General features: G+C 68.2%; 12 protein-coding genes and 2 pseudogenes. 10 read left to right on the top strand and 4 right to left on the bottom strand.

Annotation, left to right across the window (positions count from 1 at the left end; all coding sequences use genetic code 11):
• Window positions 1-15 precede the first annotated feature (15 nt).
• The 9 genes and pseudogenes from OG622_RS46450 (at window position 16) to OG622_RS46410 (ending at window position 8,990) form a co-directional block, all read left to right on the top strand.
• Window positions 16-1,317 (top strand): class I adenylate-forming enzyme family protein, encoded by a 1,302-nt coding sequence (locus tag OG622_RS46450; protein WP_371583149.1) that lies wholly within the window; start codon window positions 16-18, stop codon window positions 1,315-1,317.
• Window positions 1,301-1,534, top strand: coding sequence for a hypothetical protein (locus tag OG622_RS46445; RefSeq protein ID WP_371583147.1), 234 nt, complete (start codon window positions 1,301-1,303; stop codon window positions 1,532-1,534). Before OG622_RS46450 ends, OG622_RS46445 begins: the two co-directional genes overlap by 17 nt.
• A 211-nt stretch (window positions 1,535-1,745) precedes the next feature.
• A pseudogene (locus OG622_RS46440) lies at window positions 1,746-2,686 on the top strand (immunity 49 family protein).
• A gap of 379 nt (window positions 2,687-3,065) precedes the next feature.
• Window positions 3,066-3,314: pseudogene (locus OG622_RS46435) on the top strand (threonine/serine dehydratase); the annotation flags it as partial.
• A 493-nt stretch (window positions 3,315-3,807) separates the two neighbouring features.
• A complete protein-coding gene (locus OG622_RS46430) occupies window positions 3,808-3,954 on the top strand; it encodes a hypothetical protein (protein WP_371583146.1) in 147 nt (48 codons plus the stop codon).
• A gap of 690 nt (window positions 3,955-4,644) precedes the next feature.
• Complete coding sequence (locus tag OG622_RS46425) at window positions 4,645-5,310, top strand: ArsR/SmtB family transcription factor (RefSeq protein WP_371583144.1); 666 nt, start codon at window positions 4,645-4,647, stop codon at window positions 5,308-5,310.
• Window positions 5,307-6,644, top strand: coding sequence for an MFS transporter (locus tag OG622_RS46420; RefSeq protein WP_371583143.1), 1,338 nt, complete (start codon window positions 5,307-5,309; stop codon window positions 6,642-6,644). The genes OG622_RS46425 and OG622_RS46420 overlap by 4 nt, the downstream gene beginning before the upstream one ends.
• Window positions 6,645-6,875: 231 nt before the next feature.
• The gene (locus OG622_RS46415) at window positions 6,876-7,757 is read left to right on the top strand and encodes a DUF3626 domain-containing protein (RefSeq protein WP_371583141.1); all 882 of its coding nucleotides are present in this window, start codon (window positions 6,876-6,878) and stop codon (window positions 7,755-7,757) included.
• A gap of 366 nt (window positions 7,758-8,123) precedes the next feature.
• A complete protein-coding gene (locus OG622_RS46410) occupies window positions 8,124-8,990 on the top strand; it encodes a class I SAM-dependent methyltransferase (protein ID WP_371583139.1) in 867 nt (288 codons plus the stop codon).
• On the opposite strand, the gene OG622_RS46405 is transcribed toward OG622_RS46410, so the two are convergent.
• Window positions 8,971-10,242, bottom strand: a complete 1,272-nt coding sequence (locus OG622_RS46405; protein WP_371583971.1) for an IS256 family transposase — start codon at window positions 10,240-10,242, stop codon at window positions 8,971-8,973. The two genes, OG622_RS46410 and OG622_RS46405, sit on opposite strands and share 20 nt — an antisense overlap.
• Window positions 10,243-10,828: 586 nt before the next feature.
• Here OG622_RS46405 and OG622_RS46400 point away from each other — a divergent pair.
• On the top strand, window positions 10,829-11,434 hold the full coding sequence (locus OG622_RS46400; protein ID WP_371583137.1) for a hypothetical protein: 606 nt from the start codon (window positions 10,829-10,831) through the stop codon (window positions 11,432-11,434).
• Window positions 11,435-11,926: 492 nt separating this feature from the next.
• On the opposite strand, the gene OG622_RS46395 is transcribed toward OG622_RS46400, so the two are convergent.
• Genes OG622_RS46395 through OG622_RS46385 form a run of 3 tightly spaced genes read right to left on the bottom strand, consistent with a single transcriptional unit; the run spans window position 11,927 to window position 15,869 of the window.
• Window positions 11,927-14,341: a tyrosine-type recombinase/integrase gene (locus OG622_RS46395; protein WP_371583135.1), complete on the bottom strand. Its 2,415-nt coding sequence runs from the start codon at window positions 14,339-14,341 to the stop codon at window positions 11,927-11,929.
• Complete coding sequence (locus OG622_RS46390) at window positions 14,338-15,588, bottom strand: tyrosine-type recombinase/integrase (RefSeq protein WP_371583133.1); 1,251 nt, start codon at window positions 15,586-15,588, stop codon at window positions 14,338-14,340. Before OG622_RS46390 ends, OG622_RS46395 begins: the two co-directional genes overlap by 4 nt.
• Window positions 15,519-15,869 (bottom strand): Tn3 family transposase, encoded by a 351-nt coding sequence (locus tag OG622_RS46385; protein WP_371584433.1) that lies wholly within the window; start codon window positions 15,867-15,869, stop codon window positions 15,519-15,521. Before OG622_RS46385 ends, OG622_RS46390 begins: the two co-directional genes overlap by 70 nt.
• Window positions 15,870-16,096 lie beyond the last annotated feature (227 nt).

Below are 16,096 nucleotides of genomic sequence, written 5' to 3'. Positions count from 1 at the left end.
AGAAAGGCAGGTCTGATGAGCCCGATCCGAGAACTGCGCAGGACCGCCGAGAATCCGTTCGGGCTCGAAGGCACCCACCGGGACGCGAGCGGCCTGCGGACGTACGACGATCTGCCGGCGACCTTGGTGGACGTGATCACCTCCCATGCTGCGCGCACCCCGCGCGTAGAGGCCGTGGTCGAAGTCGACGGACCACGACTCGACTACGTGACGCTGTTGGAGCGTGCCTCTCGGGTGGCCGGTGGGCTGGTCGCCGCGGGCGTGAAGCCGGGAGACCGGGTCGCCCTGCGCCAGCCCGCCGGAGTGGAATGGGTCCTGGGATTCTGGGGCTCGATCCTGGCCGGCGCCATTCCGGTGGCGATCAACACCCGGTTCTCCGAGCAGGAGGTCGATTACGTCGTCGCCGACTCGGGCGCCCACGTCGTGCTCGGCTGCGGCATCGCCCTGCCGGATGGGGAACCGTTCGCGCAGGGCGCGGCGGCCGCCGACGATGTGGCCGCGATCTTCTACACATCCGGAACGACCGGCCACCCCAAGGGGGTGCCGACGACCCACCGGGCCTTCCTCAGCAACGCCGAGACGATGACGCGGACACTCGGCATCGAAGGCGGGGCCGGGCTGCGCACGCTGATCTCGGTTCCCCTGTTCCACGTGACAGGCTGCAACTCCCAGCTGATCACGGCCGCCTACCTGGGTGGGACGTCGGTGATCCTCCCGGAGCTGAACCTGGACAGGGCGCTGGCGACCCTGGCGGAGGAGCGGATCTCCTTCGTGGTGACGGTGCCCGCCGTCTATAACCTGCTGCTGCGACGGCTCTCCGAGCACCCCACCGACGTGAGCGGTGTGACGCTGATCGGATACGGCGGTGCGCCCATCGCGGTCGGCCTGGTGAAGGCCCTGCGGCAGACGTTCACCTCGGCGCGGGTTTTCAACGGCTTCGGCATGACCGAGACCGCCTCGCTGATCAGCGTACTGCCCGACCACGACGCCGCCGAGCACGCCGATTCGATCGGATTCCCGGTGCCGGTCGTCGACCTCGCGCTGGACCAGATCGACGGACCGGACCACGGGGAACTGCTGGTCCGGTGGCCCGAATGTGCTCACGGGCTACTGGGATGCGGTCACTCCCGCGCTTGTCGACGGCTGGTTTCGTACCGGGGACGTGGTCACGGTCGACCCGGCCGGCCGATTGCGCATCGTGGACCGGGTCAAGGACCTGATCAATCGCGGAGGGGAGAACGTCTCCAGCGTCGAGGTCGAGGCGGCGCTCATCGAAACTCCCGGCGTACTCGATGCCGCCGTGATCGGAGTCCCTGACGAAGTGATGGGAGAGAAGGTCGGCGCGGTGATAGTCCTGGCCGGTGACGACTTCGATGTCGCGGCAGTGATCAGCGGGGTGGCCGAGCGGATCGCCGACTACAAGGTGCCGCAGTACGTCTCGGTGCGTCGTGAACCGCTGCCACGCAACGCCGGCGGGAAGCTGCTCAAGCGAGAGTTGCGCGAAGGTGTCGACTGGGGCGAACCGTGGCGCTGACGCATGCGGCCACCGCCCACCGAACCGCTCCGGGGCAGTCCGGAGCGGTTCACCGATCCCGGAGCGGTTCACTCTCACTCCACGGTCTTGCTCGGTGCCCCGCGTCGAGGCCGGTGGCTCCAGCCGAAAGCGGGGCCGATGTCCGAGCCCGCTGATAGCGTGCCGCGCCCGGTCGGAAGATCATGAGAGGACGGCTGCTGTGCGGGAAGTGATGTGTCATGAGGTCGGCGGAGACCATATGACCCAGGCGCTCGACGACATCGAGGGGCGGATCCACGGCCGGTGGCACTGGATGCGCTACGGCGACGGCTCTCTGAAGGAGATGCTGGAGATGCGTGATGAGCTCCTCGACCACGTCGCCGCACGCACCCTGGAGGACCGACCGCTGGATGAGGAGTCGCGTACGGCACTGCGGACCGCGGCGGAGTCCTCCCTGGGGGTCCTGAGCGTCGGCTGTTACCCAAACGGCGACCAAGAGATCCTCTTCCCGCTCATCGGCCAACGGCTCAGCAGCGAGGACCTCGAGTTCCGCTACATCGCCAAAGAGGCCCCCACGGCCGCAACATGGATCGACACCTTTGAGATGTGCGTGGTGAGCGGCCTGGTGTGGGAGTGGCAGCGGGTGATCGGCCTGATGCTGCGGGGCGACTTCGCGCCCACCATCCGCAAGGGGGTTCCGTACTCGGACTTGGACTCGGTGTCGGATCCGGCCGACGTTGCGGCAATGGACGCGCTGTGCTGCTACCTGACGGACACAGACGGGCATCTGCCCCGCGACTGGCCCACCGTGCCCCTGCGCAAGCCGGATGCTGCCGAGCGCGCCGAGACCGCCCGGCACCTGGACGCAGCCGGCACCCTGACAGCGGACCAGCGCCTTCTTCGCGTACTCCTCGACGACGACCAGCATGCCTTCGAGCAGGCGCTCGTGGCCCGGCTCATCGATTACCGGGAGAGCATGGGAGCCGACGTTGCCCCCGGACCCTTCTGCCGGTGGGAGCGCTGGCGCTGGCCACTCTCGCGGTCCAGGTCCACGGGTGGGAGCTGAGGGTCCGCTCCGGCTATCTGCCGCACTCCCTGCTCGGCTCCACCGACGCGCTGCGGCAAGCAGCCGACTCCAACAGCAACGACCTCGGTCTTTGGACCGCCAGGTAGGAGTCAGATGCCGCTTCAGAGCACGCGCAGGACGCCGATGTCCTTCCCGAGGATCTGTTCCGGAGCGGGGACATCTGCCTGCTTCCACCGCGCTGCTCCGGCCTTGCCTGCAGTCGGCCCATTGCCCGCCCGTCAGTGAGGTCCTATCGCGCGGCTGGCCGGCAGCCGGTTTCAGTGGACTGGTCGTGGAGGTAGCGGGACTGTTCCAGAGGGGTGAGTGTGGTGTCGATGGCCTCGCAAATGGTGCGTAGCGCGGAGGCCGGGGCGGGCAGATCAACCTTTCGCAGCCCGATGGAGCCACCTGTGCTGGTGGCCAGGGTCCGTCCGTCCGTCCGGGCTGAACGCCACAAGTACTCCAGCAGTACTTCGTGGCTTGACGGACCACCAGATCGTCCGCGCCCGCCAGGCACTGTGGGACCACCGCCGGGTGGCCGTCGAGCACGGCGCCGCCACCGCCCTGGCCGCCCTGCTCGGCCCGGACCAGCACACCACCCAGTGGGACACGGCGACGCCTGGCGGGCAGACGGGCCACAGCTACCGGCCCGGCAGCGGCGAAAAGGTCGTCGTGGTCCTCTGCGGAGCCAACACCGACCCGTCCGACCTCGTACAACAGGTGGACCAGAACTGAAGGTTGCCGGACACGGCAGTGCCCCGCCGGACGCCCCACACGGGAACCGGGCGGGGCACCGTCGTCTCCGGGCCCCATGGTCGACTGCGGTCGCTCGTAGGGTTCTGACCAGTCCCGCCCGACTCACCGCCAGGCAGTCAGCCCGGCTGATCACCGCGCTACGGCACGGCCGGCCGCTGGACGAGGCGGCCGGCGAACTGCGGCTCGACGTGGCCGCCGTGTGGGCGACGGCCCGCACGGACACCCGTCTCGTGATCGCGCTAGCGGGCCGCGCCCCGGAGGCGGACGCCGAACACGCGCGCATTGCCCGCGCCGAGTACCTGCGACTCCTCGCCCTGGGCGCATCCCCGACCCTGGCTGAGCAGATCATGGGCAGCGGCCATGTCAGAGCATGGCGGGGCAGAGACCCGGCATACGCGCACGCCTGCACAGCGGTCAGCGAGGCTGCCGCCCCCTACAGCAGCACCCGTCAGGTACGGCTCACCCCGGACGCGTGGCCCGGTTCCTCGACGAGTTGCGCAAGCCCGGCGCCACGGTGAAGGCCGCCGCGATCACTACCGTGGCGATCTACCAGCGCCGACGCCGTGACGCGGAGTTCGCCCAGGCAATGGACGACGCGCGGCAGTCCGCGCAGAGGTGACCGATGGTTCCTGCCACCCCTGACCGGTCGACGGCTGCACCGAGCTGCGGTGAGCCACCACGAGCCCCGGGTGCGGCCACCAGTAAGTACGGGCCATGACGGCCGTCGACCCGTCGAAGTCGATGAGCACCTGATACGCCGTACGGCCGTCCGGCCAGTCCTGCCGAGCCCGCACCGGCGACCACCGCCACGCACCCCGCGACCACACCCAGGACGTCGGCCTGCCTCCCGGCGGCCACGACCACACCACGGGTGAGGCCGACCTCCGGACGCCACGGCCGCGCCTCCACCGACTCCGACAGGATATCGCTCACATGTTTGAGTCTAGGTCTGTCTTCGCAGGTCGCACGCGAGTGACCGTCACGACCTGATGCCGGGTGCTGCCCGCCAGAACCTCCGTGAGGTGGTCGGCGTCGATGACGGCAACGCTGACGAAGGCCTTTGGTTTGGAGCCGGGCAAGTCACTGTGGCGAAAACAGATGAAGGTACAGAAATGCCTATGTTTCGACCGAAGCACGTTAGATACGAGCCCAGTGAGCGCAGTCGGCGAGAAGACCTTGGCGTTCCGCTACCAAGCGTCCCGAAACGGTCGATAGGTGAGCGGCGGGATCCCTCACGCGAAGCAAACCGCAAAGAGTTCTTCGCAAAGAGCTCTTCGCAAAGAACTCTTTGCGGTTTAACCTGTGGGGTGTGAGCGACGCGAGGAAGAGGCCAGAAGGCCCGAACGTTGAAGAGAACTCCGTTGTCCTGGATGCCAAGGGGCTGCGTGCCATGGCGCATCCGGTGCGAGTGCAGTTGGTTGGGCTGCTGCGGAAGTACGGCCCATCGACAGCTACCCGCCTCGCGGAGCGGCTGGGTGTGAATTCCGGGACGGCCAGCTATCACCTGCGCCAGCTCGGGGCGGCTGGTTTCGTCGAGGAGGACGCTGAGCGCGGCAACGCGCGAGAGCGCTGGTGGCGTTCCGTACATCAGATGACGGAGCTCAACGACCGGGAGCTGCTTGTTCGAGAGCCCGAGGCCACCTTGGCCTTCCTGCAATCCGTCGTCACCACTTACACCTTGCGCACTCAGCAGACGCTGAACGAGCTGCAGACGATGCCCCACGCATGGCGGGACACCGTCGACATGAGCGACTGGGCCTTGCGGCTCACGCCCGAAGAGGCCGTCGCCTTGCGGGAGGAGTTGAGGGCCGTCATCTCCCGGTACCGGAGAGATACGCCCGAGGCAGCGGCCAGTGCCCCCGAGGGAGCCGAGCGAGTCGGCGTCATCACGCACCTCCTGCCCGAACTGGATGAGCCCTTCCCGTCGGAAGTACAAGCCGGTACTGAGTCCGCGGCAGGGACGGAGACGTCGTGACAGGGGACGCTCCAGGGACTGACGGCAGGTCCGGGAAGCGGTCCTTACGGCCTCTGGGTGGGGTGCTGGCGGCCATGGCAGTGGCGCTGACCGGTACGCGGGTAGCGGCGGTCGCGCTGCCCTGGTTCGTACTGGTCACGACCGGCAGCGCCACCCAGACCGGGCTGGTCGCCTTCTTCGAGATGGCCCCCTATGTGGTGGTCAAGGCACTCACCGGACCGTTGGTGGACCGGGTCGGCCCACGGGCCGTTTCCTGGACCACGGACCTCGCCAGCGCGGCCGCTGCCGCCGCCGTCCCTCTGTTCCACGCCTTGCACCTGCTGTCCTTCCCGCTTCTGCTTGCCCTGGTTGCGGTGATCGGCGCCGCCCGCGGGCCCGGCGACCTGGCCAAGGAAGTCATGGTCCCGGAAGCGGCTGAGCGCAGTGGGGTGCCGCTGGAGCGTGCCACCGGCCTGTCCGGTGTGACCGAGCGGCTCGCTTCCACCGTCGGCCCGGCGGCCGGCGGCGCCTTGACGGCGCTGCTCGGCCCCTTGACGGGTCTTGTCGTGAACGCGGGCTGCTTTGCTCTCGGATCGGTGATCATCGCACTGGCGCTGCCTCGCCACATGGGAGAGCCGGCCAGGGACGCCTCGTCGCAGGCCGGAGAGGCTCAAGCGGGCTACTGGAAGCGCTTCGGCGAAGGCTTCGCCTTCCTCCGCGCCGAGCCGTTGCTGCTCACCGTCATCGTCATGGTGGGCATCACCAACCTGCTCGACGCGGCGTTCATGACGGTTCTCATGCCCGTCTGGGCCAAGGAGTCCGGCAGCGGGCCGACCGCGATCGGTCTCACAGGCAGCGTGATGGGGGCCGCTGCGGTTGCGGGGAGCCTGATCGCCGCGGTGGCCTCGCACCGGCTGCGGCGCAGGGTCGTGTTCTTCACCGGGTTCCTGTTGGCCGGGGCCCCGAGATTTCTGATCCTCGCCTTCGACGCCCCGCTGGGAGCGGTACTGGCCGTCTTTGCCGTCAGTGGATTCGGTGCGGGCTTCCTCAACCCGGTGATCGGGGCCGTCCTCCTCGAACGGGTGCCCCGCCGGATGCTGGGCCGGGTCAACGCGCTCGGCGACTCGTTGGCCTGGGCAGGTATCCCTCTCGGTGGGCTGATCGCCGGGGCGGCGGTGGCCTCCGTCGGACTTGTGCCGGTACTGCTCGCCTGCGGGGCCACGTACTTCCTCACCACGAACCTGGCAGGACTGCGGCCGGAGTGGCGCGAGATGGACCGTCCGGGTGGGAGAGACGTCCTGAAGCAGCACCCTGAGGAAGACGCTCCACGAAACAGCGCGGATGCCACGACCTGACGTTCACCGGAGGGCGGGGCTGTCCCCTGGCTGTGCAACAGAGGTGGGGAGTTGGCTGTGACGTTGTTCAGCGGCTCCGGCATATTGGCTTCGAGCGGCCCCAGTTGGTGGGGATCTCAAGGCTTGCGGACGTCCTGACGTGGCCCCGGGGAGGAATGGTGCGCCGCCCGACGGACTGTCGGTGGGTGAATCCGAGTGCACCGGTTGATCAGCTTGGGGAACACTGTGCGGATGACCTCCGCAGCCTCCCCAACAGCGCAGGAACGGGCTCTTCGGCATGTTGCGGAACTGGCATCGGGCCCTCCACTTGATCCGATGCTGCGGGTGACCCTCAACTTCCACCCGGACCGTCTGCTGCTCGGCAAGCCGATCCTGGACGTCATGGCCGAGGACGGCGTCTACCGCTCACAGTTCGTCACGGGAACCAGCAACGGCGGGCTGACCGCGTATCCCGGCGGCGATCGGTGGTGCTGGGAGAGTCGGATCTTCAACGGAGCGTACGACGAAGCACCTGCGCATGAGCGGCCGGTCTACGGGGCCTTGAACTTCCGTCGCAAGCCGCTCGGCGGAGCGCCACGGTTTGGCTCCGCCCACTTCCGTCTGACAGGCGAGACGCTGACGCGGAGCACGTTCTGTTACCCGGACAGTTTCCTTGAGCCCTCGGATTTCGGTGTCGCGCACCGCATGGGCCTCATTTGGCTTGCCCTCGCCGATCAACAGGACGATCTTGACGACTACATCGAGGCGCAGGTGCACGGCCCCGTCCGGCCGGACTGCCATGTGGAGGCGTTGGTACTGGACCCCTGCTACCAAGGCACGGTTGTCGAGGCCGCGGCCCTGCGCGTTGGCTGCCCCGTGGAGTGGCACCAAGGCATCCGTCTCGCTGTCGAGGAACTCCGCCGTTATCCCGGATATCGCGGCCAGGAGTACGTCGACCTGGGCACGCAGATCGCGGTCGACGGCGTACTCGATCCTCGTACCGTCGGAGATGCGGCGCGTTCCGGCCGCTATGACCCCCAGGCGGTCAAGAAAGTGTGGCACTACCTGGCGCGGTACGGGGCGCCCTGGACGGCCGGTGACTCCCGTACCGGTGGAGGGAGTCACACTCGATGACCTTCGTTGAGAGGTTGGACCGGAGGGACTGTGAGAGCTGTTCCGGGCTGTGAGGCCGCCGATCTCCACGAGGCCGCAAGGCGGTGGCCGTCGGCGGGTTGATGACCGCGCGGTCCTTGCCTCGTTCCTCAGCACAGATGATCTTGCGGCCGGGCTGAACGCCTGGGAGCCCTACCACTACCCGGAGTCGCAGCTGCTCCCACGCTGGCGGTAGAGCAGTAGCCCGCGCTGTCCCGAGCTTTCTGGCACCCAAAATCAAGTGCTTGCTTGAATGCCCGTACCGATGGTCCCCGCGGCCAGACATACAGCTGATTCTGCTGCCGATCCGCCCGCCCCCAGCGTCGTCCGGACCGCTATCGTCGCGAGATGCCTGAAGCTCCGGAGAAGTTCAACACCGCGATGGCCACCTGGCAGGAGTGGCAGGACGCCCCCTGGGGCAGACTGCGCTACTCGATCGCTGAGGCAAACCTGCTGCGTCACCTCGACGACCTGGGCAGCGAATCGCTGCGGATACTCGACCTCGCCGGCGGCGACGGCGGAGACGCCATCCGCCTGGCGGCCCGCGGGCACCATGTCACCATCGTCGACTACGCGCCCTCCATGCTCGCTGTAGCCACCGAGCGAGCCGCTGCAGGCGGCGTGACCGAGCTGATCACCTGCGTCGAGGCCGACGCGACCGATCTGCCGCGCGACCTCGCCGACGGCGAGTTCGACGTCGTACTCTGCCATAACCTCCTGCAATACATGGACGACGTCCCAGGCACTCTCGCCTCAGCACTCTCCCCACTGAAGCCCGGGGGCCTGGTCTCCGTCATGGCGATCAACCGGCACTCGGCGCCCCTGAACATCGCTGTCCGGGAAATGGATCCTGAGGCCGCGCTCGCCGCACTCGACACCGATCAGGCCCGGACGCAGATGTTCAACTCGACCCTGACACTCCACACAGCCGACGAGATCATCCCCACCCTGCGGAATCTCGGATGCCGGGACATCGCCCACTACGGCATCCGCAGCTTCTGCGACTACATCACCGACGACGCACGCAAACACGAACCGGACTTCTACGCAGCCCTCGAACGCCTCGAACTCGCTACCACCGCACGCCCGCCCTACATGCACACCGCCCGGCTCTTCCAGCTCACCGCTTGGGTCTATCAGGAATTAGGTGTGATTCGTCTGTTTGGCCTACGAGTTGGTGGGTGGGCTGTTCGGCCTACACTCGTCCGGCGGTAAGGCGGCCGTCGAAGAGGACGTCGAACTCGTTGAGGGCGGACTTCCAGCGGTTGTTCCAGCGCTGGCGGCCGCGGCCGGTGGGGTCGAGGGCGAGGGTGGCGAGGTAGAGGCGTTTGAGGGCGGCCTGCTCGTTGGGGAAGTGCCCGCAGGCCTGGGCCGCGCGCCGGTAGCGGGCGTTGAGGGACTCGATGGCGTTGGTGGTGTAGACGACCTGGCGGATGGCGTCGGGCAGGCCGAGGAAGGGTACGAACTCGCTCCAGGCCCGCTGCCAGGTGCCGGCGATCGAGGGGTAGCGCTTGCCCCACGTGGCGTCGAAGTCCGCGAGCCGTTGCCGGGCCTCTTCCTCGTTGACGGCGGTGTAGACGGGCTTGAGGTCGCGGGCGACCTCGGCCCAGTCGCGGCGCGATGCGTAGCGCAGGCTGGCGCGGATGAGGTGGACCACGCAGGTCTGCACGACGGTCTGGGGCCAGACGGTGTTCACCGCGTCGGGCAGGGCGCTCAGCCCGTCGCAGACCAGCATGAGCACGTCGCGGACGCCTCTGTTCTTGATCTCGGTCAGGATGGTCTGCCAGTACTTGGCGCCCTCGCCGCCGTTGCCGGCCCACAGTCCGAGGATCTCGCGGTAGCCGTCCGCGGTGACCGCGACGGCCACGTAGACCGGCCGGTTGGCGACGTGACCGTCCCTGATCTTGACGTGCACGGCGTCGATGAAGACGACAGGGTAGACCGGATCGAGCGGGCGGGTGCGCCATTCCGCCATCGATTCCAGGGCCTTGTCGGTGATCGTGGAGATGGTCTCCTTCGTGGTCGTCATCCCGTACGTCTGGGCGAGGTGGGAGACGATCTCGCCGGAGGTCAGGCCCTTCGCGGTCAGTGAGAGCACCAGGTCGTCCAGCGCGCCGGTGCGGCGGGCGTGCACGGGCAGCAGCCGGGGCCGGAAGGTGCCCAGCCTGTCTCTGGGGACCTGCACCGTCACGGCGCCGACCTCCGTCATGACCTTCTTGGCCCGGTAGCCGTTGCGCATGTTGCCGCCCGAGCGGGACCCGCGCCCGCCGACCCGGCCGGCCTCGGCGGCGAGGTGCTCGTCCATCTCGGCCTCCAGGGCGGCCTGCATCAGATGCTGGGCCAGTTCGGGCAGCAGCCCGCCCTCGCCCATCAGCCGCAGCCCTTCGCCGCCATGGACCTTCTCGGCCGCGAGCGCGGCCAGCTCCTCCAGCAATTCGCTGGACAGACCGTTCTCAGACACCGGCATCGACTTCACGTCGGCACCCTGGACACTGCCGTCGGCCACGGCAAGCGACACGCGGTCTACGGCCTCAATCAGGTGACCTGTCGTCGCATTCATCAGATGACTCCTTCGGGAAGGATCACACCTAATTCATGACACTCCCCACCGCTTGGAAGCCGCGGTAGGGATCACTCGGCCCACAGCGATGCGTCATCGTCTGCATTCGGGTCGCGCAGTTGTCGCAGGCCCGGCGCCGACGGCCGGGTGAAGACATACCGGCCCAGGAAGTTGATGTGGTCGAACTGGAGCGGAGAGAGGCGGGCGAGCAGGTCGTCGGTGAGGGGAAGCCGTCGGCGGCAAGCTGCTTGACGGCTGCGTCGATGCAGAGGCTGTTGAACAGGACTACGGAGTTGAGGGCCAGGCCGAGGGCGCCGAGCTGGTATTATCCGAACTTGGCATGCTGTCCGCCTGGGCCGTCTGTCCGCCGATAGGTCGCTGAGAGTAGCGGCCGAATTTCTTGAGGATCAGCGGCCTCCCGGGCGTGTCACCGAGCCGGTTCTCGCGAGGGGGCCCGATGAGGACGTCGCTGGGGCCTTGGAAAATGCTCCTCATGGACGATGCCTTCACGCTCCTTCGGCGAGCGACTGATCTACTTCCCGAGGGCGCCCGGGCCGAAAACGGTGTGACGGTTGACGACGTGCGCGACTATCAACGGCACCAGGAGTGGGAGCTCGTCCTCGACCTCCTGATGGAGATCGCGGACGAGCAGCCGGTTTCCTTGCGATTCTGGTCGCTACTCGAGGACGCAGCACGCCAGATGATGCTGGAGCACAGCGCCGACTGGTGCGAGTGGCGGGCCTGGGAGACGCAGCACGGCACCCTCCGGGCCAGGCTGAGCCTGCTGAGCACGGAGGAGGGCGGACGTCAGACCGCCTTTTCCGGGCAGGGGCAGCTGCGGCCGCTCTGGGACATCGGCAACCGGGCGCCCGATGGCGGACAGTCAGTGAACGTTGCGCAACTGTGGGTGGAGGGTGCGCCCGGCCTGGCACCGGGAGAAAGTGCATCGATCCGTTTGGCGCCACTCAGCCCCGAACAGTGGCGCCATGTGCAGCCTGGCGATGTGATCACCATGCACGAGGGCAGGCCGGTTGTCGGCACGGCCGTGATCATCGAGGTCACACCGCCTTCCGTCCCTGGGCGCGAGGGAGATCTGTAGGCGCGATCTGCAGGGTATTCGAGGCGCTCGGGGGTTGCGGGTCAATCCGGGCTGGTCGCGTAGCGACCGCAGATGGGAAGATGGCCAGTATGACGATCAACAGAAAGGCCCATGCCGCGTAGGCGGCCTGGGTGCGTCCGGGCCGAGTTGCCTCGTCGGCGCCGGAAGCATGACGACATCACGGCCATCCCTGGCCTTTCCTCGGCCGCACTCGCCGAGGTTCGACGGATCGAACGTCAGAAGAAGTACCTGTGGCAGGGCTCGATCGGGTCGGCGATGGTGCGCTGGCGAAGCTTTGTCCACCAGCCGAATCGACGGTTGTGGGAGTACGAGAGCGGTGGCTGCACGGAGTGGGCCTGTTGCGGCGATCCGTGGCAGGCCCGCGAGTTCCTCGAAGCGGTGATGCTGGCGATGTCCCGTCGCCGGTCGCGCGAACTCCGCAGCCTCGTTGAGGCTTTGGACCGACGGTACTGATGCCAGGCGGCACCGCTGTCACTGCTCGGCATCAAGACTTCCGGCACTGCTGCGGAAGTCGGGCATGCCGAGGTGAACGGTGGTGTGCCTGGCCGCGATGTCGCGCATGGCCGTGAGTTTCTGCTCGGCGGCAGCGAGGCTGGCCTCGATCGCGGCGACCTCGCCGAGCCACCCCTGTTCCTTGGCCTCTTGTAGCCGGTCGAGCAGGTTCGCGTGGATTTCCTCCAAGCGGGGCATCTGCTCGGGATCGGGCCGCAGGACGGGGCAGCGGATGCAGGCGTGTTCATGGACGCAGGGGGTCCCGAAGTCGCGTGCGCAGACGCCGAGGGCGACCTTCCGCAGCTCGAAGTGAGCGAGGAAGTCCTGCCATTCCTGCGCGGTGGGTTCGCGGTACTCCTCACTGGGCCGCAGCGCCCGGCGGCGGGCGATGAAGGACCGGTGGTGGTTGATGACGTCCTCGGGATAGATCGCGGCATAGCCGAGAGTCGTGTCGACCTGCCGGTGGCCGCAGATGCGGGCGGCGATGTGTGGGGGCAGGCCGGAGCGGATGGCGTCGGTTACGAAGATTCTCCGGAAGTCGTGCGGCGTGTATCGCAGTTGCTCGTCGCTGGGCCCGGTCAGCCCGCTCGCGGCGAGCGCATGGTTGAGGCAGGTGTAGATGTAGTTGCGCGGGATGGCCCGGTCCTCCGGACCGCAGCGGCGCTGGAAGAGGAATGGCATCGGCGCACTCCAGAGCCGTTCCAGACTGTCGTAGGCGGAGACCGGGGGCATGGTCTGATGCCCGTGCCGGACGCGGTGGATGATCGCAGTGAGCACCTCGCCGAGCTCTGGTGAGACCAGCAGCAGCCGCTCCTGGTCGAGTTTGGACGGGGCGACCTGAAGCATGGGCACGATCTCGCCGGTGGTGGGCAGCTGGTAGGCGACGAAGCTGTGGTGGGTGAGTTCGAGTGCTTCCTCGATGCGCATACCGGTGTGGCGAAGGACCTCGACGATGGCCCAGGCCCAGAACGCCCGTTCCTCTTCCACGGTCAGGTCCCGGCGCCGGCCGGTGGCGGGGTCGTCGGCGTAGACGCGGGAGGACACCCCGGCGCGGCGGAGGAGGATCTCGCCCGCCGGAGTGGTGAACGGGGCTCCGGCCGGGGTCTCCCGCCCGGTGGCGAGACAGGTCTGGGCGTCCTTGAGCTGTCGCTCGACGGCTTTGACCAGGGCCGGGAGTGCGGGCAGCAGGGTGCGGGTGCGCTGGTCCATGGCCGCCTTGCGGCGGGCACGGTTCTTGCTGTGGTCGGTGTCGCTGTCTCGGACCGGGCAGGGTGCCACCCACGGGCCCCAGCGCGTCGGTTCGTCGGCGGCCCAGCGGGCGAGATCTTGGTAGAACGTGCGGACCCAGCTGAATACGGTGTGCGCGTTGACCCGCGGGCGGATGGGGATGCCGTGCCGGTCACGAACCATGCGGACGCGCTCCCGCCAGGCGGTGACGATGTCGGCTTCCAGCCGCAGCGAGTCGATGCCCGGGTGGTGTTTCTCCAGGTCTCGCCAGAACAGTCCGGCCAGGGTGCGGGCCATGTCCTCCAGCGTGGTGTAGTCGACGTCCACCGCGCGCTCGGTGAGGTAGTCGACCAGGAGGTCGCGTATCGCGGTGCAGGTGATGCCGTGCCGGTCGACCAGGGCTGCCGGTGTCAACTGCCCTGGCAGCATCACTGTCTTCAGCCGTGCCGGGGCGTTGGGGCCGAAGACGCCGAGGCCCGCGAGGAGCGCGTAGAAGAGGTGCTTGCCGTGGTAGCCATTGGTCTGGTGCTCGCCGATGGCGTGCTGCAGATCGACGCAGTCGCCGATGGTGACGTCGTGGACGGTGCCGCCCTTGGCGGTCACGATCCAGGTGACGCGGTTGAGCGCATTGTTGCAGTCGTTGGCACCGGCGTGGCCGGTGGCGGTGTACTGATCCTTGAGTGCCGCGAAGCCGTCGGGATCGGTGACGTTGCGGATGTGCGTCAGCAGTTGAGAAGGGCGCTGCTGCAGCAGCCACCGGTAGGCGGGACGTACGACTTGGCCGCCCAGCAACGGGATCATGCCGCAGCACAGATCGGCACGGTCGTACTTGCGTGCCCGCTGGTGCTCGGCGAGCCACTGCATCGGAAGCCGCGTCCACTCCCGGCCGGCTTCCTCGGCGCCGCTGGCCATCCAGCGGTCCTGCCATGTGCGGCCGGGCTGGTCCTCCAGCCAGTCCAGCAGCTTGATCAGACCGCGCTGCCGTGTGCGCAGGTTGGCGTCGCTGTCCGCGGTGAACGGCAGCGCGAGTGTGCGCTCCAGCACCTGTTCACGCGGTTCCTCCGTCTGCCACCAGGTCACCGGCGCTTCGCGTTTCTCCTGGCCGGGCGGCAAGGGGGCGTGGCGGGCGAGGGCGGAGGGCCGGGCAGTCACGGTCGCGGTGGTCATGCCGGGCCTCCGCCGAGGGCGGCCGTGCCGAGCAGGGTCTGGAGAACCTCGGAGCGGTAGCCCGGGGCGGGCATTACCGGTTTGACGGGTTCCGCGGCCTGCCGGGCGTGGTGGGCCAGCACGTGCGCGACGACCTCGTCCTCGGCGGGTTCGAGGTACTGCTCCGTGGTGCTGATGTGGAGGTGGCCAAGGACCCATTGGACGTCGGTGAGCGAGAGCTGGGGGTCGCGCACCATGCGTTTGGCGGCGCTGTGCCGCAGGTCATGCAGGGTCCAGTTCGCTCCCAAGGTCTCGTTGGCCCGGGTGAACACCATGCGGGCCGCGTCGTAGCTCAACGGCCTGATCGGGCGTCGGAGGGTCCACCACAGCGGCTCATCCGACCCGTCGAGGGCCTGCGGGCGGATCTGCTGCTGGTAGAGGCGTAGCCATACGAACGCGTCGCTGGAGGCGGGGATCCATTGCAGGGCCCGGGAGCCCTTGCGAATGACACCGACCGTCTGGCCACCGGGGCTGACCCGGTCCCGGCTGACGCCGAGGAGTTCCGAGGCCCGCGGGCCGGCCGAGATGTAGAAGGCGACCAGCGCGCGGTCGCGGTGCGAGGGCAGGGCCGCGAACAGTTCGTTGAATGCCTGGTCGGGGATGCCGCGCGGGGTCCGCCGGGGTTCCTTCGGCTGGTAGGGGGCCCGGCGGGCAGGGTGTTTGAAGGCGTGCATCGGGTTGTGGTGGGCGTTGAGGTGCTCGTCCTCGGCGCGCTTGGTCTTCGGGAACGGGTTGAGCAGCGGGCGTCCGTGCATGTCGCGGTGGTACTCGTAGAAGCTGCGGACGACTGCCCGCGCGTGCCGCCGGGTGCGGGGAGCGTAGTTCTCGCCCGCGTACCGCTTGCCGGTCACCGGGTTGACCGACCCGGGCGCCGGGGCGTCCGGCCGCCGGGGTCGCGGCGGCTTCTTGACCATCTTCAGCCACAGTGCGAAGTCTCGGGCCTCCGCCCGGCCGGCCCGGTCCCACTGGACGTCGACGGCCCACAGGAACCGGAACCAGGCCAGCAGCTCGTACGCGTACGAGCGGAGCGAGGCCGGGCTGTCGTCGTTGGCGAGCATGTCGAGCAGGAACTCGCTGACTGCCGCCACCTCAATCCCGTCCCGGTCGAGCAGCCGGTACGGCAGCGACGGATCGCTGGTCACCTCGACCCGGCCGACCCTCGGCACCATGAGCGCCGTGACGTCCCGTAACTGCATGCTCTCTTGCACCTGAGCCTCCACGAGTTGCTGTGGTCTCCAACAGCTCGTGATGACAGCACATCAGGACGGTGGTGTGGCACGTCCTCGAGGGCAAGCTGACCGGCCTGATGCTTGGGCCCGTCACCGTGCGTCGATCTCCGGGCGCTTTTCGGCTCGCACCCCGGTAGTTCGGTCAACTGGTCCTCCATGCCCTCGCGGTAGTGCTGGCGCAGTTCGCCGCGCTGTCCGAAGAAGATCTTCCGGGCGAGGCGGTGGCGGGCCTCGGTGATGTTGAGCTGGGCGCCGATCATGCGCCGGTATCCCTCGTCGGAGACGAACTGGAGCAGGTGCAGGCTCTTGCCCCCCGGCGGCCGGCTCGTCTTCCACGTGTTCGCCGCCCTCGCCGAGTTCATCCGCGCGCTCATCGTCATCGGCACCAACGAGGGTCTGGCCGCCGCCCGCGCCTGCGACCTGCTGCCTGATTCCGGCTGCTCCATCACCTCGATCGCCAAGCTCCTCGGCGTCTGCGCAGGCACCC

The sequence above is a fragment of the Streptomyces sp. NBC_01314 genome (assembly GCF_041435215.1).
Taxonomy (GTDB): domain Bacteria; phylum Actinomycetota; class Actinomycetes; order Streptomycetales; family Streptomycetaceae; genus Streptomyces.
Note: the sequence above shows the minus strand (reverse complement) of the source record. Positions and strands in the feature narration are given on the sequence as shown.